Annotated in this window: 25 protein-coding genes and 1 tRNA gene; 15 read left to right on the top strand and 11 right to left on the bottom strand. The window is 61.2% G+C overall.

Annotated features, from left to right (window positions below):
- Window positions 1–24 precede the first annotated feature (24 nt).
- A complete protein-coding gene (locus ACQY1P_RS06135) occupies window positions 25–354 on the bottom strand; it encodes a hypothetical protein (RefSeq protein ID WP_062454139.1) in 330 nt (109 codons plus the stop codon).
- A gap of 187 nt (window positions 355–541) precedes the next feature.
- On the opposite strand from ACQY1P_RS06135, the gene ACQY1P_RS06130 reads away from it, so the two are divergent.
- Window positions 542–631, top strand: a tRNA-Ser gene (locus ACQY1P_RS06130).
- Window positions 632–679: 48 nt separating this feature from the next.
- On the opposite strand, the gene ACQY1P_RS06125 is transcribed toward ACQY1P_RS06130, so the two are convergent.
- Together ACQY1P_RS06125 and ACQY1P_RS06120 are read right to left on the bottom strand one after the other, a co-directional pair.
- Window positions 680–1687 (bottom strand): NAD-dependent epimerase/dehydratase family protein, encoded by a 1008-nt coding sequence (locus tag ACQY1P_RS06125; protein ID WP_430250648.1) that lies wholly within the window; start codon window positions 1685–1687, stop codon window positions 680–682.
- Between the two features lie 63 nt (window positions 1688–1750).
- Window positions 1751–2146: a response regulator gene (locus tag ACQY1P_RS06120; protein WP_062454141.1), complete on the bottom strand. Its 396-nt coding sequence runs from the start codon at window positions 2144–2146 to the stop codon at window positions 1751–1753.
- 191 nt (window positions 2147–2337) lie between these two features.
- Between ACQY1P_RS06120 and ACQY1P_RS06115 the strand changes: the two genes are divergently transcribed.
- Window positions 2338–2739 carry a DUF1236 domain-containing protein gene (locus ACQY1P_RS06115; RefSeq protein WP_430255694.1) on the top strand — a complete coding sequence of 134 codons (402 nt, stop codon included), beginning with the start codon at window positions 2338–2340 and terminating at the stop codon, window positions 2737–2739.
- A gap of 73 nt (window positions 2740–2812) precedes the next feature.
- Here ACQY1P_RS06115 and pncB read toward each other — a convergent pair whose 3' ends face one another.
- From pncB to ACQY1P_RS06080, 7 genes are all read right to left on the bottom strand, one after another.
- Window positions 2813–4117 (bottom strand): nicotinate phosphoribosyltransferase, encoded by a 1305-nt coding sequence (gene pncB / locus ACQY1P_RS06110; RefSeq protein WP_062578663.1) that lies wholly within the window; start codon window positions 4115–4117, stop codon window positions 2813–2815.
- A gap of 159 nt (window positions 4118–4276) precedes the next feature.
- Window positions 4277–4621, bottom strand: coding sequence for a hypothetical protein (locus tag ACQY1P_RS06105; protein WP_139283899.1), 345 nt, complete (start codon window positions 4619–4621; stop codon window positions 4277–4279).
- A gap of 108 nt (window positions 4622–4729) precedes the next feature.
- Complete coding sequence (locus ACQY1P_RS06100) at window positions 4730–5680, bottom strand: 2-hydroxyacid dehydrogenase (protein ID WP_430255692.1); 951 nt, start codon at window positions 5678–5680, stop codon at window positions 4730–4732.
- A 22-nt stretch (window positions 5681–5702) separates the two neighbouring features.
- The gene (locus tag ACQY1P_RS06095) at window positions 5703–7331 is read right to left on the bottom strand and encodes an ABC transporter ATP-binding protein (RefSeq protein WP_430255690.1); all 1629 of its coding nucleotides are present in this window, start codon (window positions 7329–7331) and stop codon (window positions 5703–5705) included.
- A 4-nt stretch (window positions 7332–7335) separates the two neighbouring features.
- A complete protein-coding gene (locus ACQY1P_RS06090) occupies window positions 7336–8478 on the bottom strand; it encodes an ABC transporter permease (protein ID WP_192078063.1) in 1143 nt (380 codons plus the stop codon).
- Complete coding sequence (locus tag ACQY1P_RS06085) at window positions 8478–9563, bottom strand: microcin C ABC transporter permease YejB (protein WP_092663919.1); 1086 nt, start codon at window positions 9561–9563, stop codon at window positions 8478–8480. Before ACQY1P_RS06085 ends, ACQY1P_RS06090 begins: the two co-directional genes overlap by 1 nt.
- A gap of 201 nt (window positions 9564–9764) precedes the next feature.
- Window positions 9765–11606: an extracellular solute-binding protein gene (locus tag ACQY1P_RS06080; RefSeq protein ID WP_430255688.1), complete on the bottom strand. Its 1842-nt coding sequence runs from the start codon at window positions 11604–11606 to the stop codon at window positions 9765–9767.
- Between the two features lie 177 nt (window positions 11607–11783).
- Here ACQY1P_RS06080 and mepA point away from each other — a divergent pair, with 177 nt between their 5' ends.
- From mepA to ACQY1P_RS06050, 6 genes are all read left to right on the top strand, one after another.
- Window positions 11784–12860, top strand: coding sequence for a penicillin-insensitive murein endopeptidase (gene mepA, locus ACQY1P_RS06075; protein WP_062454149.1), 1077 nt, complete (start codon window positions 11784–11786; stop codon window positions 12858–12860).
- A 101-nt stretch (window positions 12861–12961) separates the two neighbouring features.
- Complete coding sequence (locus ACQY1P_RS06070; protein ID WP_062454150.1) at window positions 12962–13336, top strand: methylglyoxal synthase; 375 nt, start codon at window positions 12962–12964, stop codon at window positions 13334–13336.
- 16 nt (window positions 13337–13352) lie between these two features.
- On the top strand, window positions 13353–14372 hold the full coding sequence (locus ACQY1P_RS06065; protein ID WP_430250654.1) for a glucokinase: 1020 nt from the start codon (window positions 13353–13355) through the stop codon (window positions 14370–14372).
- A gap of 134 nt (window positions 14373–14506) precedes the next feature.
- Entirely contained in the window at window positions 14507–16294 is a 1788-nt protein-coding gene (locus ACQY1P_RS06060) for an ABC transporter ATP-binding protein (RefSeq protein ID WP_430255685.1), read from the top strand.
- Window positions 16295–16317: 23 nt separating this feature from the next.
- Window positions 16318–17136 (top strand): 4-hydroxy-tetrahydrodipicolinate reductase, encoded by an 819-nt coding sequence (gene dapB / locus ACQY1P_RS06055; RefSeq protein ID WP_113166891.1) that lies wholly within the window; start codon window positions 16318–16320, stop codon window positions 17134–17136.
- A gap of 22 nt (window positions 17137–17158) precedes the next feature.
- A complete protein-coding gene (locus ACQY1P_RS06050; protein WP_430255683.1) occupies window positions 17159–17794 on the top strand; it encodes a 2,3-bisphosphoglycerate-dependent phosphoglycerate mutase in 636 nt (211 codons plus the stop codon).
- A 64-nt stretch (window positions 17795–17858) separates the two neighbouring features.
- Here ACQY1P_RS06050 and phnF read toward each other — a convergent pair whose 3' ends face one another.
- Window positions 17859–18584 (bottom strand): phosphonate metabolism transcriptional regulator PhnF, encoded by a 726-nt coding sequence (gene phnF, locus ACQY1P_RS06045; RefSeq protein WP_430255681.1) that lies wholly within the window; start codon window positions 18582–18584, stop codon window positions 17859–17861.
- 98 nt (window positions 18585–18682) lie between these two features.
- Between phnF and phnG the strand changes: the two genes are divergently transcribed.
- The 7 genes from phnG to ACQY1P_RS06010 are packed head-to-tail and all read left to right on the top strand — an operon-like array spanning window position 18683 to window position 23869.
- On the top strand, window positions 18683–19156 hold the full coding sequence (gene phnG / locus ACQY1P_RS06040; RefSeq protein WP_062454156.1) for a phosphonate C-P lyase system protein PhnG: 474 nt from the start codon (window positions 18683–18685) through the stop codon (window positions 19154–19156).
- Complete coding sequence (gene phnH / locus ACQY1P_RS06035) at window positions 19156–19755, top strand: phosphonate C-P lyase system protein PhnH (RefSeq protein WP_174195431.1); 600 nt, start codon at window positions 19156–19158, stop codon at window positions 19753–19755. The genes phnG and phnH overlap by 1 nt, the downstream gene beginning before the upstream one ends.
- Window positions 19756–19774: 19 nt before the next feature.
- Window positions 19775–20881 carry a carbon-phosphorus lyase complex subunit PhnI gene (locus tag ACQY1P_RS06030; protein WP_325263761.1) on the top strand — a complete coding sequence of 369 codons (1107 nt, stop codon included), beginning with the start codon at window positions 19775–19777 and terminating at the stop codon, window positions 20879–20881.
- Window positions 20878–21762: an alpha-D-ribose 1-methylphosphonate 5-phosphate C-P-lyase PhnJ gene (locus ACQY1P_RS06025; RefSeq protein WP_092663942.1), complete on the top strand. Its 885-nt coding sequence runs from the start codon at window positions 20878–20880 to the stop codon at window positions 21760–21762. The genes ACQY1P_RS06030 and ACQY1P_RS06025 overlap by 4 nt, the downstream gene beginning before the upstream one ends.
- On the top strand, window positions 21759–22535 hold the full coding sequence (gene phnK, locus ACQY1P_RS06020) for a phosphonate C-P lyase system protein PhnK (RefSeq protein WP_062578633.1): 777 nt from the start codon (window positions 21759–21761) through the stop codon (window positions 22533–22535). The genes ACQY1P_RS06025 and phnK overlap by 4 nt, the downstream gene beginning before the upstream one ends.
- Before the next feature lie 9 nt (window positions 22536–22544).
- Complete coding sequence (gene phnL, locus ACQY1P_RS06015; protein WP_430255679.1) at window positions 22545–23255, top strand: phosphonate C-P lyase system protein PhnL; 711 nt, start codon at window positions 22545–22547, stop codon at window positions 23253–23255.
- Window positions 23252–23869, top strand: coding sequence for a DapH/DapD/GlmU-related protein (locus ACQY1P_RS06010; protein ID WP_430255677.1), 618 nt, complete (start codon window positions 23252–23254; stop codon window positions 23867–23869). Before phnL ends, ACQY1P_RS06010 begins: the two co-directional genes overlap by 4 nt.
- Window positions 23870–23927: the final 58 nt, after the last annotated feature.

Here is a 23927-nt window from a genome sequence, read left to right as displayed (position 1 = left end):
GGCGCGCCTCGCCTGCCTCTCGCCCTATCTAGCAGAAAAACGCCCGAACGGCGCGGGTTTCCTGTATCCGACCATCCAGAAAAACAGTGCCAGCCCGAGAAAGATCGCAAAGGCCGGCTGCGCCAGAACCGGGGCCACGTAGGGACGCCAGATATCCGAGCCTACATAGGAATTGGCGGAAATCTCCGCCATCGTCAGGCCTTCGGGATCGAAATTCAGCCAGGCATTGCCGAGGCTCGTCATGACGACCGAGGAGGAGGAAACCGAATTGACCGAGTCCATCGCGCCGGCGACGACGGCTGCGATGAGCGCCGCGAGGCTCAAAGCCCGCATCAGAAACCTTACTGTCCTCATCGCAGGCTCCCCTGATGGCACTCAATCGCTGCAGGAAGCAAAATAGTGGCAAGCCTGATCCGTGACAACGCATGACATAAGATTTGTGCAACTGGCGCAAATCGTCCAGATTCCGGTTGATCCTTGGAAATTCATTGGTATATATCGCGCCGACCGCTGCTTCGCCCAAGGCTTGCGTCGGTTTTAAGGACAGGTGGCCGAGTGGTTGAAGGCGCACGCCTGGAAAGTGTGTATACGTGAGAGCGTATCGCGGGTTCGAATCCCGCTCTGTCCGCCATCACTTCCCAACCCAATCTTCAGACTTCCCCGTTGAATATCCCGAGCGCTAGTCGATCTGGCTGCGGTGTTCCAGATACCATTCGACGAAAGCGCCGACGCCCTCGTTGAGGCCGATCTCGGGTTTGCGGCCGGTCAGTGCGAGCAGCAGGTCGGGGCTTGCGAAGGTGCGGGGGACGTCGCCCTGCTGCATCGGCAGCATTTTCCGTTTCGCCGGTTTGCCCATGATCTTCTCGATCGTTTCGACGAAATCCATCAGACCGGCAGGCTGACCACCGCCGATATTGACGATGCGGAACGGACCCTGATGCGACAGCGTGTCGATACCGGCGACGCGGTTTTCCTCAGATGGGATGATCGACGCGAGATCCACGATCGAATCGACGAGGTCGTCGATATAGGTGAAATCGCGGCTCATCTTGCCTTCGCCGTAGATCTCGATCTCCTGATCCTCGATCATCGCCTTGACGAATTTAAACAGCGCCATGTCCGGCCGGCCCCAGGGGCCGTAGACGGTGAAAAAGCGGAAGGCCGTGGTCGGGATCTTGTAGAGATGGGCGTAGCTATGGGCCATCGCCTCCATTGCCTTCTTGCTGGCCGCATAGAAGGTGAGCGGCTCGTCGGCCTTGTCGGTTTCGCGGAAGGGAATATCCGGATTGGCACCGTAGACCGAGGAGGTCGAGGCTAGCAGAAGGTGGCCGACATTGGCTTCGCGGGCCGCTTCGAGCACGTTCCACGATCCGATCAGATTGCTATCGAGATAGGCCTTGGGGTTTTCGAGACTATACCGGACGCCCGCCTGGGCGGCGAGATGGACGATCACGTCAGGTTTGAATTCGCGGGTTGCCGCCTGCAGCGTTTCCCGGTCTTCCAGCATCGCCTCGACGGGGCGGAAGGAGGGAAACTGCACGAGGCCGGCGACGCGCGCTTCCTTGAGCTTGAGGCTGTAATAGGGCGTCATTCCATCGAAGCCGAGAACCTCGTGACCATCCTGGAGCAGACGCCGCGCCAGATGAAAGCCAATAAATCCCGCCGTGCCAGTGATGAAATACCGCATCGATCGTCCCGCAATTGCTTTGCGTAACGTCATAACCGCTTGATGCGGCTATGGACAGACCAATTAGTGGAACAGCCGCAGCCTTGCCGGCGGCGTTCCCTGACGGCCATTCTTGCGATCCACCGCAAACTGGATGAGATCCATGGAGGCCTGATCGGTCAGGGGCTTTGCCATAACGCCCACAACGCCTGAAACTCCGGATGCGACAAGACCCGGATTGCCCGTGATCATAATGACGATGATGCCGAATTCGGCAAGCGTCTTGGCGATTTCAGGACCCGTCTCCCCATCCGCCAGCCTGACATCCACGAAAGCGATGTCGGTCTCGCGGGTGTAGTTCAAGGCAACGGTCATGTCGGGTGCAATGCCCACGACGTCGTGCCCGCTGCGATGGACGGCATCCTCGATGTCCATGGCGACAAGCAAGCTGTCTTCGACAATCAGAAATCGGTATTCCACATCAAATTCCTCTGCGCGTTGAAGGAAAACATAGGCGGAAGCGCGGCAGAGGCAAGCCCTGCTCCACATCCGCCGATGCCAAGAGCGCCGCACAACGTTACATCCGGTTACGAAAGGTGACAACCGCTCCGGAACGAGTTTGCGAGTTCTACCGTTGTTAGGCCCGAGCGTATAGAAAAAGGAGAACCACCATGAAGAAGCTGACATTTGCTTCCTGCATCATCCTCGCGACAGCCTTTGCCGGCCAAGCCTTTGCACAGCAGGGTACTGTTACAGGCGCCGCAGGCGGCGCGGTCACCGGCGCGATCGTTGGCGGCCCGGTTGGCGCTGCAGTTGGTGGCGTTATCGGCGCCGTTGCCGGGACAGCAATCGACCCGCCACCGCGCGAAGTCGTGACCTACGTCCAGGAACAGCCGCTGCCTACCACCGCCTACAGGGTCGAGCAGCCGATCGCCGTCGGCAAGCGGATCCCGCAGACCGTCGTCGTGACGCCTGTGCCGAGCAATCCGAAATACGCGTACACGGTCGTCAACAACCAGCGCGTCATCGTTGATCCGGAAACCAACACCGTGGTTCAGGTGATCGAGCAGTAAGTTCGGTCTGACATCACCAGACAGACAAGGCCCGGCGAGCTTCCTCGCCGGGCCTTTTTGATTGCGGAAATGACTAGACGACGACCTTTTGGTCGACGCGGTCTTCCTGACCGAAGAATTTGAGATACCGCTCGACTTCCGACGGTTCGCCGGTTGCCTTGCGGGGATTGTCGGAAAGCTTGACGGCGGGGCGGCCATTCGCTTCGGTCACCTTGCAGACGACCGAGATCGGCTTGAGACCGGCGATTTCCTGTGGCGCACAATCGGCAAAATCATTGGTGAGGTTTGTCCCCCAGCCGAAGCTCATGCGTGCCCGTCCCTCGAAATGGCGGTAGGTATCGACGATTGCTTCGACATCCAGACCGTCCGAAAAGATCAGCAGCTTTTCTCTCGGATCACGCCCCATCTTGTTCCACCAGGCGATGATCTTTTCGCCTCCTTCGATCGGCGGCGCGCTGTCGGGACGAAAACCGGTCCAGTCGGCAACCCAGTCCGGAGCGTCGCGCAGGAAAGCGGCCGTGCCGAACGCATCGGGAAGCACGATCAACAGGTTGCCGTGATAAAGCCGGTTCCAGTCTTTCAGCACCTGATAGGGTGCCTGACGCAGGTCCTCGTCGGTCTCCGCCAAGGCTGCGGCGACCATGGGAAGTTCGTGCGCGTTGGTGCCGACGGCTTCGAGATCGGAATCCATTGCCAGGAGCACGTTGCTCGTCCCGGTAAAGGCGCCGCCGATGCCTTCCTTCAGGGCCTCGACACACCAGCGCTGCCACATGAAGCTGTGGCGGCGCCGCGTGCCGAAATCGGAGATACGAAGGCCGGGAAGCGTGCGCAGACGCTCGACCTTCTCCCACATCTTGGCCTTCGCACGGGCATAGAGCACATCGAGGGTGAAATAGCCGAGCGTCCGCATGGCGGAGCGGGACCGCATTTCGTTGATGATCGCCAATGCGGGGATTTCCCACATCGTCGTCTCCATCCACTTGCCGTGGAAGGTCAGCTCGTATTGGCCGTTATGCTTGGAAAGTTCGTATTCCGGCAGCTTGAACGTCGAAAGCCAGGTCAGGAATTCCGGCTCGAAAATCTGCTTCTTGCCGTAGAAGGTGTTACCGGTGAGCCAGATCATTTCCTTCTTGGAAAGACCGACAGTGCGGGCATGATCGAGCTGCTCGCGCAAGGCAGCCTCGTCGATTTCCTCGGCGAGTTTCACGCTGGTCGTCCGATTGATGACCGAAAAAGTCGCGTTGACGTCCGGATAAAGTTTCCAGATCATCTGCAACATCAGCAGCTTGTAAAAATCGGTGTCGATCAGACTGCGTATGATCGGGTCGAGCTTCCAGGTGTGGTTATAAACCCTGGTCGCAATATCAGTCTTCGTCATGCCTGCCCCTGCCCGGCCAGACGGCCGGCTCCACCACATCGGCGTCTCGCGAGATTTCGAAACCCTGCGCCAATCCCGGGCAAAGTCTTATCGGCAAATGACTTGGCAAGTCCAGAACGCAATTCGGCCGCGAGATCGCGGCCGAACGAGACGGGCCAATCATGGATTTCCGGAGGGACGATCATTGGTTGTCGGGGCCTGCGGCTGGGTGACCGGTGCGTTGCTGGGTGCTGCGCCGGTAGAGTTGCCAGGTGTCGTGCTACCAGCCGGCGGCGTGGCGGTTTGCTCCGTCGGAGCATCTGTCGATTCGCCCCACCACTCGGCGCCGCTCCAGGCGACGACCGCAAGAACGAGACCGCAAACCAGCACGATCAGCATCGGCTTGCCGTAGGAACCCTGCCGCGCTTCGGTCGCAGTTTCCTGAACCGGTGCGCCGTTCGGGTTGGAACTTGTGCCGCGCGAAACGTTCGGTGTGGGTTTGTCGGCATCGAAACGGGTGTTCATGATCACTCCTCCATTGCCGGCATCATCGTCGTCACGCCGGTCCATGCCAGCTAAACCGCGGGTTGGTGCGAATGGTTCCGTTTCGGCCCCTCGGGATCGGAACAGAGGCTAATAGCCGGCTGTGCGGTCCACGACGTGCTGCAGTGCCTCACCGGCTTCGAACCGCCGCATCTGCACCTCGGCATTGCGAAACAGTGCGCGGATATCCGATGCGGAGGCCGCATGCGGCGTCACGATGACGTTGTCCATGGACCAGAAAGGGCTCTCCTTCGACAATGGCTCCTGCTCGAACACATCCAGTGACGCTCCACCCAGCATGCCAGTCTCGAGCGCCGACACGAGATCGGCCTCGACCTGGCTGCCGCCGCGGCCGGCGTTGATGAAGATCGGTTTGCCAAGAGCGCCGCCCTGGCGAAGTTTTGCAAACAGCGAGGAATCGAACAGGCCGCGGGTCTCCGGCGTCAGCGGCAGGAGGCCGACAAGGATATCGGTGCGGCCGAGAAATGCGTTCAGCCCATCGGCATCGAACGTCTCGACGCCTTCGATCACTTTGGCACTGCGTGACCAGCCGACGACGTTGAAGCCCATTATCTTCAGCTTGGCGACGGAATCGAGACCGAGCTTGCCGAGACCCATGACGCCGACCGTCAGGTCCTTTGCCTCCGGCTGGGCGAGCTCACGCCATTCGCTGCGACGCTGCTGGGCAAGGTAGGTCGGCATCTGTCGCAGGTGGCTCAGCGCCTGCAGGACAACCCATTCGCTCATGCGTGTCGTCAGGCTCTGATCGACGAAGCGGACGATCGGGCGATCCGGCAGTCCGGGTGTGGCGAGGATTGAATCGACGCCAGCGCCGCCGGAGAAGAGCACGTCGAGGTTCGGCGCGCGCTGGAAGAGATCGACATCCGGCTTCCACATGACCGCATAGCGCGCCTGGGACAGATCCGCCGACTTGTCTGCGGCATGCAGGATGGTTCGCCCGGGAAACGCTCCCTCAAGGGCCGCGTGCATTTCACGCTGCTCGAATTTGAGATCGATGACGACCGCGCCTTTTTCGGACATGTCCTGTTCCCGGATTTTGAGATTACTGATTGATGGCGCCGGCTTCGACGGCTTCCAGGTTGAAGGCGGCGGCCATCAGGGCGCGGGTATAATCCTCGCGGGGTGCCCGGAAGATCTGATCGGCCGGGCCCTCTTCGACCACCTTGCCGAGCCGCATGACGATGACGTGGTTGGCGAGCGCCTTTACCACCTTCAGGTCATGGCTGATGAAGAGGTAGGCGAGGTTATGCTTCTTCTGCAGGTCGCGCAGAAGATCAACGACCTGCGCCTGCACGGTCATGTCGAGCGCCGATGTGGGTTCGTCGAGCATGACGAAGCGCGGCTTCAGCACCATGGCGCGGGCAATCGCGATACGCTGCCGCTGGCCGCCGGAGAATTCGTGCGGGTAACGCCAGCGCGTGGCCGGATCGAGCCCTACTTCGCCAAGCGCCCAGACGACGCGGGTATCGCGCTCATCGGCCGAAAGCTGGCTCTCATGAACCTTGAGGCCTTCGGCAATGATTTCGCCGACCGGCATGCGCGGGCTGAGCGAACCGAACGGATCCTGAAACACGACCTGCAATCGATCGCGGAACGGCCGCATCTGCTTGAAGGTATATTTGCCGATATCGTTGCCGATGAAGACGATGCGGCCTTCGGACGAAATCAGCCGGGCGAGCGCCAAGCCCAGCGTCGTCTTCCCGGAACCGGATTCGCCGACGACGCCGAGCGTTTCACCGGCGCGCAGCGTCAGGTCGACACCATCGACCGCCTTGACGTGATCGACCACCCTGCGCATGAAACCGGCCTTGACCGGGAACCAGACACGGATGTCCTTGCCTTCCATTACCACAGGGCTTTGCGGATCGACGACCGGCGGTTCGCCGCGCGGTTCGGATGCCAGGAGATGCTGGGTGTAAGGGTGCTGCGGCTTGGTGAAGACGTCCTCGACGCTGCCGGCCTCGACAATCTTGCCCTTCGTCATGACGCAGACACGATCGGCGAATTTGCGCACGATGCCGAGATCGTGGGTGATGAACAGCATCGACATGCCATGCTCGCCCTTCAGCGCGCGCAACAGATCGAGGATCTGTGCCTGTACCGTGACGTCGAGGGCCGTGGTCGGTTCGTCGGCGATCAAGAGTTTCGGCCGGTTGGCAAGCGCCATGGCGATCATCACGCGCTGGCGCTGGCCGCCCGAAAGCTCATGCGGATAGGCCTGAAGGCGCTTTTCCGGCTCGCGGATGCCGACCTGGTTCAACAGTTCCAGCGTACGATCCCGCGCCGTCTGGCCGGAGACGCCCTGATGCAGGTCCAGGATCTCGCCGATCTGCTTCTCGATCGTGTGGAGCGGATTGAGCGAGGTCATGGGCTCTTGGAAGATCATCGTGATATCGTTGCCGCGCACGCGGCGCAGGTCGGGTTCCGATGCCTGGAGGAGATCGCGGCCATCAAACAGGATCTGGCCGGAGGGATGGCTTGCCGACGGATAGGGCAGAAGCTTGAGGACGGAATTGGCGGTTACCGACTTGCCGGAACCGGATTCGCCAACAAGCGCCAGAACCTCGCCCGGCTTGATGTCGAACGACACCTTGTCGACGGCAAGCGTCGTTGCGCCGCCCTGATGGAAGGCGACGGAGAGATCACGCACGGAGAGAAGCGGTTCGGTCATGGTTTCACCCAAACGTCTTTCTCGGATCGAAGGCATCACGCACCGCCTCGCCGATGAAGATCAGCAGCGACATCATGATCGACATCGTGAAGAAGGCCGTGAGGCCGAGCCATGGCGCCTGAAGGTTGTTCTTGCCCTGGGCGATCATTTCCCCCAGCGACGGCGAGCCGGCAGGCATGCCCAAGCCCAGAAAATCGAGCGAGGTCAGTGTCGCAATCGAGCCCGACAGGATGAAGGGAAGGAAGGTCAGGGTTGCGACCATCGCGTTCGGCAAAAGGTGCCGATACATGATCGTGGCATTGCCGACCCCCAGGGCGCGGGCGGCCCGCACATATTCGAAATTGCGGGCGCGCAGGAATTCCGCCCTGACGACGCCGACAAAGCCTACCCAAGAGAACAATAGCATGATGCCGAGCAGCACGAAGAAGCCCGGCGGCAGAATGGCGGCGATGATCAGCAGGATATAGAGCACCGGCATCGACGACCATATTTCGATGAAGCGCTGCATCAGGAGATCGACCCAGCCGCCGAAATAGCCCTGAATGGCGCCTGAGGTCACGCCGATGACGGCCGAACAGATGGTGAGCGCAAGGCCAAACAGGACGGAGAGACGGAACCCGTAGATCATCCGCGCCGTCACGTCGCGCGCCTGGTCATCCGTGCCGAGCCAGTTGAGGTTGCCGAGGCTGCAATTGGGATCCTGTGTGCCCTGCGGATAGGCCTTGCAGCGTTCATCGGCAGACATCAGCCAGAAGGGTTTTGTCGGCGCCGAATGGGGGATCTGCGAATTCACCGTTTGATAGGAATAGCGGATCGGCGGCCAGATCATCCAGCCATTGGCCTCGATTTCCTGCTGGATGAAGTCGGAGCGGTAATCCGTCGTGGCGAGAAAGCCGCCGAATTTCTCTTCCGGATAGTCAATCATCACCGGATAGAGGATTTCGCCCTTGTAGGACGCAATGATCGGCCGGTCATTGGCGATGAACTCGGCGGACAGCGCCAGAACGAACAACACCATGAAGATCCAGAAGGACCAGAAGCCGCGCTTGTTGGCACGGAAATTGGCCAGCCGTCGCCGATTGGTCGGCGACATCAGCGGGCGCTTGACGGGGATTGCCTCGGACGGTGTCACGGCAGGTGTCTGCATCACACGTCCCTCCGCTCGAAATCGATGCGCGGATCGATCCAGGTATAGACGAGGTCGGAGATCAGGCTGACGACAAGGCCCATCAGCGAGAAGATGTAGAGCGTGCCGAACACGATCGGATAATCGCGGTTGATGATGGAGAGGTAGCCGAGGCGGCCGAGCCCATCCAGCGAGAAGATGTTCTCAATCAGCAGTGAGCCGGTAAAGAAGGCCGAGATAAAGGCGCTCGGGAAACCGGCGATGACGATCAGCATGGCGTTGCGGAAGACGTGGCCATAAAGCACCTGCCGCTCGTTGAGACCCTTGGCGCGGGCGGTCGTGACATACTGTTTCTTGATCTCGTCGATAAAGGAATTCTTGGTCAGAAGCGTCGTCGTGGCAAAGGCCGATAGCGACAGCGCGATCAGCGGCAGCGTGAGGTGCCAGAAATAGTCGATGATCTTCTGCCACCAGGTGAGTTCATCGAAATTGTCAGAGACGAGACCCCGCAACGGAAACCAGTCGAGGAACGATCCGCCCGCGAACATCACGATCAACAGGATGCCGAACAGGAAGCCCGGAACCGCATAGCCGACGATGACGATGCCCGACGTCCAGACGTCGAAGGTCGAGCCGTCCTTGACCGCCTTGCGGATGCCGAGCGGGATCGAGATCAGATAGGACACGATCAGGATCCAGAACCCGAGCGAGATCGACACCGGCAGCTTGTCGATGATCAGGTCGATCACGGACGTGTTGCGGAAGAAGCTTTCGCCGAAATCAAAGCGCGCATAGTTCCACATCATGTCGAGGAAGCGGGTGAGCGGCGGCTTGTCGAAACCGAATTGCTGCTCAAGCTTCTTGATGAATTCCGGATCGAGCCCCTGGGCGCCGCGATAACGCGATTCATCGCCACCGCCACCCTGGCCCATGAGATCGCCACCGCCTCCCGAAAGGCGGTCGCCGCTATCCTGTCCCTGAACCTGCGCAATGATCTGCTCGACAGGCCCGCCCGGCGCGAACTGCACGACAAGGAAGGAGATTGCCATGATGCCGACCAGCGTCGGGATCATCAGCAGCAGGCGACGAAGAATATAGGCGCCCATCAGAGCACCCAGCTTTTCGGCTGTGGCCCGATGTCTGACAAAACTCCGGACGCACGTCCGCTTCGCACGTCTGCTGGGACTGCTCTCGCATCACCGAAATCCGGCGCAGGGGTCAAACGGCAATCCTCATCGTAGGTGCGAATCAATCGGGTCATTTGGAACAGGTGCGCAGAAGCCACGCAAGCCCGTCAGTTTCTATGATCACTTCTTGGCCGCGGTCGACGACCATGTCGAGGGGAAGCCGATACCATATTCCGGCAGCTTTGCCGGATGGGTGATCCGGTTCCAGTAGGCGACCTTGGCTTCGCCGGAGTAGAAGAGCGGAACCACGTAACGTTTTGCCAGCAACACGCGATCCATCGCCTTGACCGCAGCCACCTGGTCGTCACGGTTCGGCGCGAAGACGATTTTCTTGATCAGGGTATCGACTGCCGGATCGGCGATGCCGGCAAAGTTGCGCGAGCCATTGCGATCGACCGACTCCGATCCCCAGTAATCCGCCTGTTCGTTGCCGGGGTTCATCGATTGTCCCCATACGTTCCAGATCATGTCGTAATCGAAGCTGCGGGTTCGATTGATATACTGCGAGGAATCAACGGTGCGAAGCCGTGCCTCCACCCCGATCTTTTTCAGACTTGCCACGAAGGGATTGACGGTACGCTCCAGCGAGGCGCTGCCGAGCAGGATCTCGAAACTCATCGGCTGTCCGGTTTTGGCATTGACCATCCGGTTGCCTTTCAACTCCCAGCCCGCCTCTTTGAAAAGGCTGATTGCCTTGCGCAGATTGTCACGAACCTTGTTGGGGTCGCCACCGACCGGATTTGTAAACGGGGTGGTGAAGACCGATGGGGGAACCTGGTCCTTCACTTCATTCAGGATCTCAAGCTCGCGTCCCTGCGGCAGACCGGACGAAGCAAGTTCGGTTCCCCAGAAGAAACTATCGACACGCTTGAGACCACCAAAGGCGAGGTTCTTGTTCAAATCTTCAAAATCGAGCGCGTAATTCAGTGCCTCACGGACCCTCGCGTCCTTGAACATATCGCGCCGGCCATTCGGCACGAGCGCCTGCATGATGCCGCTTGCCCTGAATGGATTGGCGAGCGCTTCCTTTTTGATGCGCCCGTCCTTCACAGAGTCGAAATCATAGCGGGTGACCCACCGGCTGGAACTGTTTTCCTGCCGGTAATCGATCGTGCCGGCTCGGAAAGCCTCGAACTCGACATCGGCATCGGAGAAATAGGTGTAGCTGACGGTCCTGAAATTATTCTGGCCGAGGTTGATGGGCAGGTCTTTACCCCAGTAGTCGTCGCGCAGTTCGAAGCGGATGGCGGATCCGGGCTGCACCGAAGCGATCTTGTAGGGCCCGGACGCCATCGTGGGCTCAAGCGTCGTGCGGGAAATGTCGCGTTGCTTGCCGGCCGCATCCTTGCCTTCCCACCAATGTTTCGGGAGGATGGGGAAGTCACCGACGATAGATGGCAGCTCGCGATTGTTTTCCTGGTCAAACCGGAAGGTTACTTCGCGGTCGCCGGTCTTCTCGACGCTTGCGACATGGCGATAATAGCCGGAATACATGGCACTCAGCTCCTTGAGCTTCGCCATGCTGAAGATAACGTCCTCCGGCGTGACCGGCTGACCGTCAGCCCATGTCGCTTCCGCTCGCAGCCTGAACGTAGCAGTCGACATGTTCTCCGGATAAGACACCGCTTCGGCCAGGAGACCATAGGTGCTGAAGACCTCGTCCTCGGACCGTTTCATCAGCGTGTCGTAAATCATACCGACACCGGCTGCGGAAGCTCCGCGGTCTATCGCCGGGTTGAGGTTGTCGAACGTCCCCTCATCCGCCAGACGCAGTTCGCCTGCCTTCGGAGCGTTGAGATCCACATAGGGCAGTTGCTTGAAATCTGGGGGCAGAGCAAGATCGCCGATGACGGCGATCCCATGCCGCCATCTGGTGCCTGCATCCTGTGCCGCAACGGATGTGCCAATGACCGCGACGGCTGCCACGGTTACAAAACCCATCTTCCACCAAGCCAAGCCCATGCAACATCCCTTTGTCATTCGTGTTGCAGTGAAGCATAGGGCAAATAACAGCAAAAGACAGGCAGCCGCTGTCACAAGCGATTTATCCGCGAAATCCGGCAGCGGATGCGATCTCCATTTCAACAAAATCGCATTCCACGGTAGAAGAAGGACTGATTTGATTTGCGGCGGATGTGCATGAGACCGATTTCTAAGACCATTCTGGGCCTGGCTGCTGCCGCTTTGTTTTGCGGCGCGATTTCCGAACCGACGTTCGCCCAGGAAGAAAAGACTGCAAAACAGCTTTTCGGATCCGTGAAACTGCCCAACCGAGGCGATGCCGAACCGCTCGGCTTTTATGCCAAGGGCTGCCAGTCCGGCGCCGTGGCCCTGCCGACGGACGGGCCGACCTGGCAGGCGATGCGCCTTTCGCGCAATCGCCGCTGGGGCAATCCGGCGATGATCTCCCTGCTGGAACAGTTCTCACGCGATGCGGCCGGTCTCGGCTGGGGTACGGGCATTCTGGTGGGTGACATCTCGATGCCGCGCGGCGGCCCGATGCCAAGCGGCCATGCCTCGCACCAGATCGGGCTCGATGCCGACATCTGGTTCACGCCGAAGCCGCAGCGGCCACTTTCGCCGGCGCAGCGCGAAGACATTCCGTTCACCTCGATGCTCGACAAGAGCAAGTTCCTGACGGTCGACAGCCGCCGCTGGAGCCCCACCCATGCCCGTCTGGTGATGCAGGCTGCCAGCTATCCGCAGGTGCAGCGCGTTTTCGTCAATCCGGCAATCAAGAAGAAGCTGTGCGAGACCTGGACCGGCGACCGGAGCCTGCTTGGCAAGGTGCGGCCGGTCTATGGCCATGACGAACACTTCCACATCCGCATGAACTGCCCGCCGGGCGCTGCCGGCTGCGAACGCCAGGCATCGACGCCTTCCACCGACGACTGCAACAGCAAGGCGCTCGCCTGGTGGTTTACCAAGGAGCCTTGGGCGCCGCCGAAGCCTGCGGATCCGAACAAGAAGCCGGTAAAGCCGCGCCAGGTTATGCTGTCCAACCTTCCCAAGGCCTGCGCTGCGGTTCTTAGCGCCCCCTCCCGCTCCGAGCAGGACGCGACTTTCCAGGGTGGTGGCCAGGGTGGCGGCGGGATGGCCTACTCGCCATCGGTACCGCTTCCTGCCGCGGCCAGCAGTCTGGATACGATGACGGACGGCGATATGCCCGGCCCGGGCTCCGACGTTCCGCTGCCGAGCCCGCGTCCTTCGCGCTGACCGGGATTCCGTCGGGACCATCTTTTCTTCCCGCCGGAGGCAGGCTAGAAGGCCAGCATCAATCGCCAGCAATCCGATCGACGGCTTTGCAGAGGAATTCCATGTCGACGCTTCCCTGCATCGCGCTTATTGCCCACGACCTGAAGAAGGACGAGATGGCGGAATTTGCGCGCCGGCATCAGGCGGCACTATCCAAGTTTCGCATCGTCGCGACCGGTACGACCGGCGGCCGCGTGCTTGAAGCCGCTCCCAATCTCGATGTCACACGCCTGAAAAGCGGTCCGCTTGGCGGGGACCAACAGATCGGCGCGATGATCGCAACCGGCGAGGTGGGCATGCTGATCTTCTTTATCGATCCTTTGAGCGCGCTTCCCCATGACGTCGACGTCAAGGCGCTGACGCGGCTTGCGACCGTCTACGATATCCCGATGGCGCTCAACCGCGCCACGGCAGAAAAGCTTGTTGATTTCCAGTAGGAGGAGAGAATTCGCCATGGCTGAAGTGCAACCGCACACATTCGCCTTCCCGATCCTGATCGGCGATATCGGCGGCACCAATGCCCGCTTCTCCATCCTCGTCGATGCAACGAGTGCGCCGGATCAGTTCCCGCATGTGCAGACGGCCGACTACGAGACGATCGACGATGCGATCGCCGATGTCGTCCTGAAGAACTCCGTGCACAAGCCACGCAGCGCGATCCTTGCTGTCGCCGGCCCGATCGATGGTGACGAGATCGACCTCACCAACTGCGACTGGATCGTGCGTCCGAAAAAGATGATCGGCGAACTTGGCTTCGATACGGTTCTCGTGCTCAACGATTTCGAGGCCCAGGCACTGGCCGTTGCCTCGCTGTCTGCAGCCGATCGCCAGCCGATCGGTCCGATCGCCGAAGCGACCGAGGCATCACGCGTTGTCCTGGGTCCCGGGACAGGTCTCGGCGTCGCAGGGCTCGTTCATGCCCGTAACACCTGGTTCCCAGTCCCCGGCGAAGGTGGGCATGTGGATATCGGTCCGCGTTCGAAGCGGGATTTCGAGATCTTCCCGCATCTGCGTCGCATCGACGGCCGGGTGTCCGCTGAGGAAATCATTTCCGGACGCGGTCTTCTCAACATCTACAACGCCGTTTGTGCTGCCGATGGCATCGCTCCGAGCCTGGATGCTCCGCCCGAAGTGACCGAACAGGGACTTTCCGGCGAAAACCCGCAGGCGACGGAAACGATCGAGCTTTTCGTCCGCTATCTCGGTCGCCTTGCCGGTGACCTCGCGCTCATCTTCATGGCACGCGGCGGCGTCTTTCTCGGTGGCGGCATCTCGCCGCGGATCCTTGATGCATTGAAGAAGCCCGAGTTTCGTGAAGAGTTCGAAGACAAGGCGCCGCACAACGAGCTGATGAAGACCATTCCGACCTTCGTCGTCACGCATCCGCAGGCGGCCCTTGCCGGTCTCGCCAGCTTTGCGCGCTCGCCTGCGACCTACGGAATTGCGCTGGAAGGCCGTTGCTGGCAGCGGTAGTTGCGCCGGGCCGACGTGCCCGAATGCAACAGCGCGATGGAATCACCCGCGATTGGCTGGCAAAAGCCTGCCCAAGCGTTTAATAGCGCCTTCGGAAATATACTCCGGCATGACGCCGAAACGGGAACGCCCTATTGAACGCCGCAAAAGACAAGAAGCGCCACGTGGATTCCGTCACCATCGTGAGCGTGCTCAAGCGGGTGATCGCCGAGAATGGCCGGGATCACGTGCGATCCTACGCGTTTGCAATATCCTGCCTGGTCATGGTCGCCCTTTCGACAGCCTTCACGGCGTGGATCATGGAAAAGGTCGTCAACGAGGCTTTCGCCAACAAGCGGGCGGATATCGTCTGGCTGATCTGCGGATCGATCCTTGCCGCCTTCGTGCTGCGCGGCTTTGCCACCTACGGCCAGGCCGTGACGCTGTCGAAGATCGGCAACAATATCGTCGCCCGCTATCAGCGCCGGATCTACTCGCACCTGATGTCGCTGTCGGTCGGCTTCTTTGCCGAAGCCCGATCCGCCCATCTTGCAGCCCAGATCAGCCAGAACATCAACGGCGTTCGTGACGTCCTCAACCTGACGGTCACCTCCACGGCGCGCGATCTCCTGACGCTGGTCGCGCTGATCGGGGTGATGGTGACGAAGGACTGGGTCCTGTCGCTCATTGTCTTTGCCGTCGCACCGCCGCTTCTTTATGCGCTGCGCTACGTTTCCAAGCGCCTTCGCGCCGCCACAAGAGAGGCTGTTGAACAGAACAGCCGCGTGCTTGGCGCCATGCAGGAAACCATCCAGGGCATCGCCGTGGTCAAAGCTTTCACGATGGAAGGCGAACTCGACAGCAAGGTGAGCCGCATCATCAAAGCGGCAGAAGGCCGCGCCAACCGTATCGCCCGTCTGTCGGAGCGCACGTCGCCGCTGACCGAAACCTTTGCCGGCTTTGCGATCTCCAGCGTGCTGGCCTATGCCGCGTTCCGCTCGATCTATGACAACGTACCACCAGGCGCTTTCTTTGCCTTCGTCACCGCGCTGCTGATGGCCTATGACCCGGCACGACGGCTGGCCAAGCTGCAGGTGCAGCTCGACCGTGCCGTCGTCAACGCGCAGATGATTTATGCCCTTCTCGACATGCAGCCGGCACAGCGGGAAATGGTTGGCGCCAAGGATCTCGTGGTCGACAAGGCGCGCGTCGAACTGAAGAACGTCGTGTTCTCCTATGGCAGTGGCAACCCGATCCTGCGCGGCGTCGATCTTGTGGCCGAAGGTGGCCAGACGACGGCGCTTGTCGGTCCATCCGGCGCCGGAAAATCGACGATCATCAGCCTCATTCCGCGTTTCTACGACCCGGCGGAAGGCGCAATCCTGATCGACGGGCAAAACATTGCCGAGGTCACCAAGTCGTCGCTGCGCCATCAGCTCGCCTATGTCTCGCAGCAGCCCTACCTGTTTGAAGGCACCATCCGCGACAACATCCGCTACGGCCGGCCGGAAGCGACGGATGCCGAAGTGGAAGAGGCGGCAAGACTTGCCTATGCCCACGAGTTCATCCTGGCGCAGCCGCTCGGGTATGAAACGCCTGTCGGCGAAAACGGCATGAGCCTCTCCGGCGGCCAGCGGCAGCGGCTTTCGATTGCCCGCGCACTGGTGCGGAATGCGCCGATCCTGCTGCTCGACGAAGCGACGTCTGCGCTCGACAACGAGTCCGAGGCCGCCGTTCAGAAGGCGCTTGATACCGCCATGCGCGGACGCACCGTCATCGTCATCGCGCATCGTCTTTCCACCGTCGTCAAGGCTGACAAGATCATCGTGATGCACGAAGGCCGGGTGATGGAAGAAGGCACGCATGAGGTTCTTGCGCAGCGCAAGGACGGGCTCTACGCTCGCCTCAACAACCTGCAACTGCCCGTCAAAGATTTTTCGTAAACTCTCTAGGAAACCCGTCGCCCATGGCCGCAAACGACATGAAGCTTGTAGTGGTTGGCGCGGCAGGCCGTATGGGCCAGGCCCTGATCCGGATCATCCACGAGACCGACGGCGTCACGCTTCATGCCGCAATCGAACGGGAAGGCTCAGCTTTCGTCGGCAAGGATGCCGGTGATCTTGCCGGAACCGGGCCGCTTGGCGTCATCGTCACCACCGATCCCCTGAAGGCGTTTCTCGACGCCGATGGCGTTCTGGATTTCACGGCACCCGCAGCAAGCGTGACGTTTGCCGGGCTCGCCGCACAGGCGCGCATCGTGCATGTGATCGGCACGACCGGCTGCGGACCGGAGCACGAGGAAAAATTCGAGGCTGCCGCCCGGCATGCACGGGTCGTGAAGTCCGGCAACATGAGCCTTGGCGTCAATCTGCTCGGCGTGCTGACGCGCGATGCGGCGAAAGCGCTTCCTGCTATTGGCTGGGATATCGAAATCGTCGAGATGCACCACAAGCACAAGGTGGATGCGCCATCCGGCACCGCGCTGCTGCTTGGCGAGGCAGCGGCTGCCGGGCGTGGCATCGATCTTGCCACGCAGTCGGTGCGGGTGCGCGATGGCCATACCGGCCCCCGCCCTGCCGGCACGATCGGCTTTGCGACGCTTCGCGGCGGCTCCGTTGTCGGCGATCATTCGGTCATTCTTGCCGGCGAAGGTGAGCTGGTGACGCTGTCGCACAGTGCCCGCGACCGCTCGATCTTCGCGCGCGGCGCGGTAACTGCTGCCGTCTGGGCGCGCGACGAAAAGCCGGGTTTCTATTCCATGCTCGACGTTCTCGGGCTTTCTTGACACTATCGGAGGAATTCAATTCATGAGCGGTACACTCGTCCTCGTTCGCCACGGCCAGAGCGACTGGAACCTGAAGAACCTTTTCACCGGCTGGAAGGACCCCGAGCTTACCCCGCTCGGCATTCAGGAAGCCGAGACCGGCGCCCAGGCGCTTGCCGATACCGGCATCAAGTTCGATATCGCCTTCACCTCCGACCTCAAGCGCGCGCAGGATACGCTGAAGATCGTGCTCGACAAGCTCGGCCAGACCGACCTTGAAACCATCCGCGACCAGGCCCTGAACGAGCGCGACTACGGCGATCTCTCCGGCCTCAACAAGGACGACGCGCGGGCGAAATGGGGCGAGGAACAGGTCCATATCTGGCGCCGGTCCTACGACATCCCGCCACCGGGCGGCGAGAGCCTGCGCGACACCGGTGCCCGCGTATGGCCCTATTACATGACCGAGATCCTGCCGCGCGTGCTGCGCGGCGAGAAGGTTCTCGTTGCCGCCCACGGCAATTCGCTGCGCTCGCTGGTGATGGTTCTCGACCGTCTCAGCAAGGAAGAGATCCTCAAGCTCAACCTCGCGACCGGCGTGCCGATGGTCTACTTGCTGAACGCGGATTCGACCGTCGCGTCGAAAAAGGTTCTGGGCGACATGTCCGCCGCGCATTAATACCCGCCAAGTCTTCACGATCGCGCCGGCTCGCATGGACAATGCGGGCCGGCGTTTGCATTTGTCAGTTCTCGATCGTGAACTGCACCATGTCGGCCGGGAAACGGCTGATCGCATACTGAACGGGGACGCCATCCGGATCTGCGTTCAACGCGCGCGTGACCAGCATGATCGCACCCGGCGACAATTCCAGATCTGCAAGATCGGCGCTTTCGGCGTGGACCGCCGTAACCTCGGTCGAGACGCGGAGATAGTCGGTCAGGCCGATTGCCGCGAAGGCTGCGGTTATGGAGCCGCTGTCGCGATAGGCCTCTGCGATCCCTGAAAAGCGATCGGCCGGGAACCAGGCGGTTGCCCGTGATACCGGACGGCGATCCGCTTTGCGCAGGGTTTCAAGCCGGATCACGGCAGCACCGACAGCAAGCTGCAGTCGCGACGCCAGATCCGGTGTCGCCGGTTCCTCCGATGCCGCCAGCAGCAGACCTTCTTTTTCTTTGGCCTGATCGCCGATGCCCTCGCTGAACCGGGTTCGCCTGGAAATCGGGAAATTGAGCCGCTCCTTGCGCTCGATCAGCGTTCCCCGCCCCTGAACGGCCCGCACGATGCCCTCCTGCGCCAGCGCTGCCAGCGCGCTTCTCACCGTATGCCGGTTCACGCCGAATTCCGCCGCCAGCGAAATCTCCGGCGGCACCTTGCCGGTCGCGTCGTAATCGCCGTTTGCGATCGCCGTGCGGATACGGTCGGCTATCTGCCGCCACAACGCGACGCCGCTCTGCCTCTGAACAATCACCAGTCGGTACCCCTGTCACACGCTTGTTATACGCCACCTTTATTGGTACATGTAATTTGTATGGTTGTCTATATAAATAGACATTTAGGAGATGGCCGATGGATCTTGCGGGAAATCACAAGGCGCTGGCGGAACCGGAACAGCGGCGCCGCTGCATCGAACTTCTGGCGCAGACTTCGTGCGACGAACTGAAGGCCGCGTGGAACGGGCTATCCGAAAAGCCAACCGTCAAGCCGGTGCGTGGACCGGAAACCGGTCTGGTGATGGTTCGCGGCCGGATCGGTGGCGGCGGTTCGCCCTTCAATCTGGGTGAAGCAACAGTCACCCGCGCAACGATCCTTCTTGCCTCCGGCACGGCGGGCCATGCCCAGGCGCTCGGCACCGACAAGGAAAAGGCGTGGCTGTCTGCGATATTCGATGCCCTGTGGCAGGAAGCAGAGACGCGCAATTTCGTCGAAACGGCGCTTCTTTCACCCACGGAAAGCCGCATCGCCGCTGAGGACAGACAGAACGCCGAAGAGACCGCGGCAACCCGCGTCGACTTCTTCACAATGGTACGGGGAGACGATTGATGGCCGTTCATGCACAAGCACTCGCCGGTGGGTTCACCGATCCGGTCTTCCAGTCCCAGACCATTTTCAAAACGCTGATGGACGGAATGGCGCGGCCCGGAACGATCAGCAGCACCGAACTTCAGGCCGGGCAGCCGGAACCGCTCGGCAATGCTGCCGGCGCGATTGCGCTCACGCTCTGCGATCACGATACCCCGGTCTGGCTGAGCAACGGTCTTGCAAAGTCTGCGATGCCGGAATGGATCGGTTTCCATACGGGTGCACCGATAACCTGCGAGAAGGCGCAGAGCAGCTTTGCCTTTATCGAAGCCGGGACAGCGCCCTCTTCCTTCGGCCTGTTTGCCGCCGGTACCCAGGAATACCCTGACAGGTCCACGACGCTGATCCTCGAAGTCGCCGCTCTTGGCGAGGGTGAAAAACTGAGCCTGACCGGACCAGGGATCCTCGGCACCAGGACGGTCGCAGTCTCGGGACTGCCGGATATGTTTCAGAGGCTCTGGGACGACAACAGGGCGCTCTTTCCCCGCGGAGTCGACGTCATCCTCACCGCCGGAGCGCAGTTCCTGTGCCTGCCGCGCACCACCCGGATTGCCGGCTAAGCCGAAGGAGATCAAACCCATGTATGTTGCAGTCAAGGGTGGCGAGGCCGCCATTACCAACGCTCACGCATTGCTTGCCGACCGCCGTCGCGGCGACCGGGCGCTTCCCGCACTCACGATCGAGCAGATCGCCGAACAGCTTGGCCTTGCCGTCGATCGGGTGATGGCGGAAGCCTCGCTCTATGATCGGTCGCTGGCAGCGCTTGCCGTGCGCCAGTCGCGTGGCGATCTGATCGAGGCGATCTTTCTGCTTCGCGCCTACCGCACTACGCTGCCCCGCTTCGGCTCTTCCGTTCCGGTGGATACCGCGGCCATGAAGGTCGAGCGGCGCGTCTCGGCGACCTACAAGGATCTGCCGGGCGGCCAGCTGCTTGGTCCCACCTTCGATTACACCCATCGTCTTCTCGATCCCTCGCTGCTGACGGATGAGGTGATCGCCGATCCTGCACGCAAAGAGGCGTCCGGCGAGGAGATGATGCGCGTTTCCGACATTCTCGCACACGAAGGACTGATCGAGCCGGATGGCGACCTGCCCGATGACCACGCGGCCGGAGACCTGACCCGCGAGCCGCTGGAATTTCCGATGGGTCGTGACCTCAGGCTGCAGGCACTCGCCCGCGGCGACGAGGGTTTTCTGCTTGCCCTCGGCTACTCGACGCAGCGCGGTTACGGCCGAAACCACCCGTTCGTCGGCGAGATCCGGATCGGCGAGGTGGAGGTGGAAATGGACATGCCGGAACTCGGCTTCGCGGTCTCGCTCGGGCGCATCCAGCTGACCGAGTGCCAGATGATCAACCAGTTCAAGGGCTCCTCCATAGCACCGCCGCAGTTTACCCGCGGCTACGGTCTCGTGTTCGGACAGAGCGAGCGCAAGGCGATGTCGATGTCGCTGGTGGATCGCGCCCTTCGTGCGGAAGAGCTTGGCGAGGACATTACCGCGCCGGCGCAGGACGAGGAGTTCGTCATTTCGCACTCCGACAATGTGCAGGCGACGGGCTTCGTCGAACACCTGAAATTGCCCCATTACGTCGACTTCCAGGCGGAGCTTGCCATGGTGCGCAAGATGCGCGCCGAGGTTGAGGCCGCTCGCTACGGCGATACCGAGATGAAGGATGCTGCCGAATGAGTGCCGATCTCGCCACCTACAATTTCGCCTATCTGGACGAACAGACGAAGCGGATGATCCGCCGCGCGATCCTGAAAGCGATCGCCATTCCCGGCTATCAGGTACCGTTTGCTTCGCGCGAAATGCCGATGCCCTATGGCTGGGGTACCGGCGGCGTGCAGGTGACGGCCGCGATCATCGGTCCGGACGATGTGCTGAAGGTCATCGACCAGGGTGCCGATGACACGACCAATGCGGTCTCCATCCGTGCCTTCTTCCAGAAGGTCGCCAATGTCGCTGTCACCACCCACACGAAGGACGCGACGATCATCCAGACGCGCCACCGCATTCCCGAGCAGAAGCTGACCGAAGGCCAGGTGCTGGTCTATCAGGTGCCGATCCCGGAACCGCTGCGCTTCCTAGAGCCGCGCGAGACCGAGACCCGGAAAATGCATGCGCTCGAAGAATACGGGCTGATGCATGTAAAGCTTTACGAGGACATTGCCCATAACGGCCGCATCTCCAAGACCTACGCCTATCCGGTCAAGGTCGACGGTCGCTACGTGATGGACCCCTCGCCGACCCCGAAATTCGACAATCCGAAAATGCACATGTCCGATGCGCTGCAGCTGTTCGGCGCCGGACGTGAAAAGCGGATCTACGCGGTTCCGCCGCATACCGAAGTGGTCAGCCTGGATTTCGAGGACCATCCGTTCGAGATCCAGACGTTCGAGCAGGATTGCGCACTCTGCGGCGCGCACGGCGTCTATCTCGACGAAGTGGTCCTCGACGACCAGGGCGGGCGGATGTTCGTCTGCTCGGACACGGACCATTGCGAGGATCGCCGCGAACACGGCCATGTCGGCGAGATGCTTGCCCCCAACCAGGAGGCTGCGGAATGAGCGACAATCCCCTTCTCAAAGTCAGCGGCGTGTCGAAATTCTACGGCAGCCGGATCGGCTGCCAGGATGTCAGTTTCGATCTGTGGCCCGGTGAAGTGCTCGCCATCGTCGGCGAATCCGGCTCCGGCAAGACGACGCTGCTCAATTGCCTGTCGACCCGGCTGATGCCGAGCGCCGGCAGCGTCGAATACCGGATGCGCGACGGCAACTTCCGCGATCTCTATCACATGAGCGAGGCCGAGCGGCGTTTCCTGATGCGCACCGACTGGGGTTTCGTTCACCAGAACCCGGCCGACGGCTTGCGCATGACGGTATCGGCGGGCGCCAATGTCGGCGAGCGGCTGATGGCGGTCGGTGACCGGCATTACGGCAAGATCCGCGAAACGGCGACCGACTGGCTGGGACGCGTGGAAATCTCCGCGGATCGCATCGACGACCAGCCGCGCGCCTTTTCCGGCGGCATGCGCCAGCGTCTGCAGATCGCCCGCAATCTCGTGACAGGTCCGCGCCTCGTGTTCATGGACGAACCGACCGGCGGCCTCGACGTCTCGGTACAGGCACGGCTGCTCGACCTTGTGCGCGGTCTGGTCAACGATCTCGGTCTCTCGGCCATTGTCGTCACTCATGATCTCGCGGTCGCCCGCCTTCTCTCGCACCGGATGATGGTGATGAAAGACGGTCATGTGATCGAACAGGGGCTCACCGACCGTGTCCTCGACGACCCCCGCGAGCCCTACACGCAGTTGCTCGTTTCCTCGATTCTCCAGGTATAGGACAGACCGATGGCCACTCCACTCGTCGTCTCGGAAGTCTCCAAAAGCTTCATCATGCACCTGCGCGACGGCATCAAGCTGCCGGTCGTCAACGACGTAAACTTCTCCGTGGCCGGCGGCGAATGCGTCGTGCTCGGCGGACCCTCGGGGATCGGCAAGAGCTCCATCCTGAAAATGCTCTACGGCAACTATGCCGTCGATGCAGGCCAGATCCTGGTGAACCACCAGGAGAAGATCGTCGATATCGCGGCAGCGGATCCGCGCACGATCATCGAGGTTCGCCGGCATACGATGGGTTACGTCAGCCAGTTCCTGCGCACCGTGCCGCGTGTGGCTGCCGTCGACGTGGTCGCAGAGCCGCTCGTTGCCCGCGGTATCGATGCGGCGGAAGCCAAGGACAGAGCGGTCGAACTCCTCGCCAGGCTCAACCTTCCGCACGAACTCTGGTCGCTTCCGCCTGCCACCTTTTCCGGCGGCGAGCAGCAGCGCGTCAACATTGCCCGCGGGTTCATCACCAGCCACCATATCCTGCTTCTCGACGAGCCGACCGCATCGCTCGACGCCACCAACCGGCGGGTGGTGATCGAGATGATCGCTGCCAAGAAAGCCGAGGGCGTTGCGATGCTCGGCATCTTCCACGACGAGGAAGTGCGCGAGGCCGTTGCCGACCGCATTCTCGATGTCAGCGCGTATTCTCCCCGAAAGGCAGTTGCCGCATGAGTGCCAAGGTCGGTATCAACCCCGTCATTCATGAAACGGCGAGCGTCAGCAACTCGACGATCGGCCGCTATACGGAAGTCTCCGAGCGCTGCCGCATCGACGAGGCCGAAATCGGCGATTACTCGTATATCATGCAGGATGGCTCCATCTGGTGCGCGACGATCGGCAAATTCGTCAATATCGCTGCTTCGGTCCGCATCAATGCCACGAACCACCCCACATGGCGCGCCACGCTGCATCATTTCACCTATCGTGCCGCCAACTATTGGGATGACGCGGAAGACGACACCGACTTCTTCGAGTGGCGCCGCGACAACCGGGTGACGATCGGCCATGACGTGTGGATCGGCCATGGTGCCACCGTGCTGCCGGGCGTGACTGTCGGCAACGGCGCGGTGATCGGCGCCGGAGCCGTGGTGTCGAAGGATGTCGCCCCCTACACGATCGTCGGCGGCGTGCCGGCCAAGCTGATCCGGGAGCGTTTCACGAGGGAGGTCGGTGACGGCATGGACCGGCTCGCGTGGTGGGACTGGGATCACCAGACGCTGCGCACGGCACTCGACGATTTCCGTGCCCTCTCTGCCGAGGCCTTCCTTGCGAAATATGCGGCATAGCAGGGCGTTCAAGCCGGGCAAACATGTAACAAAACCTACATAAAACCGACATTCAGGG

The sequence above is a fragment of the Neorhizobium sp. DAR64872/K0K18 genome (assembly GCF_050500175.1).
GTDB lineage: Bacteria > Pseudomonadota > Alphaproteobacteria > Rhizobiales > Rhizobiaceae > Neorhizobium > Neorhizobium soli.
This window is presented reverse-complemented; position numbering and strand designations above follow the sequence as displayed.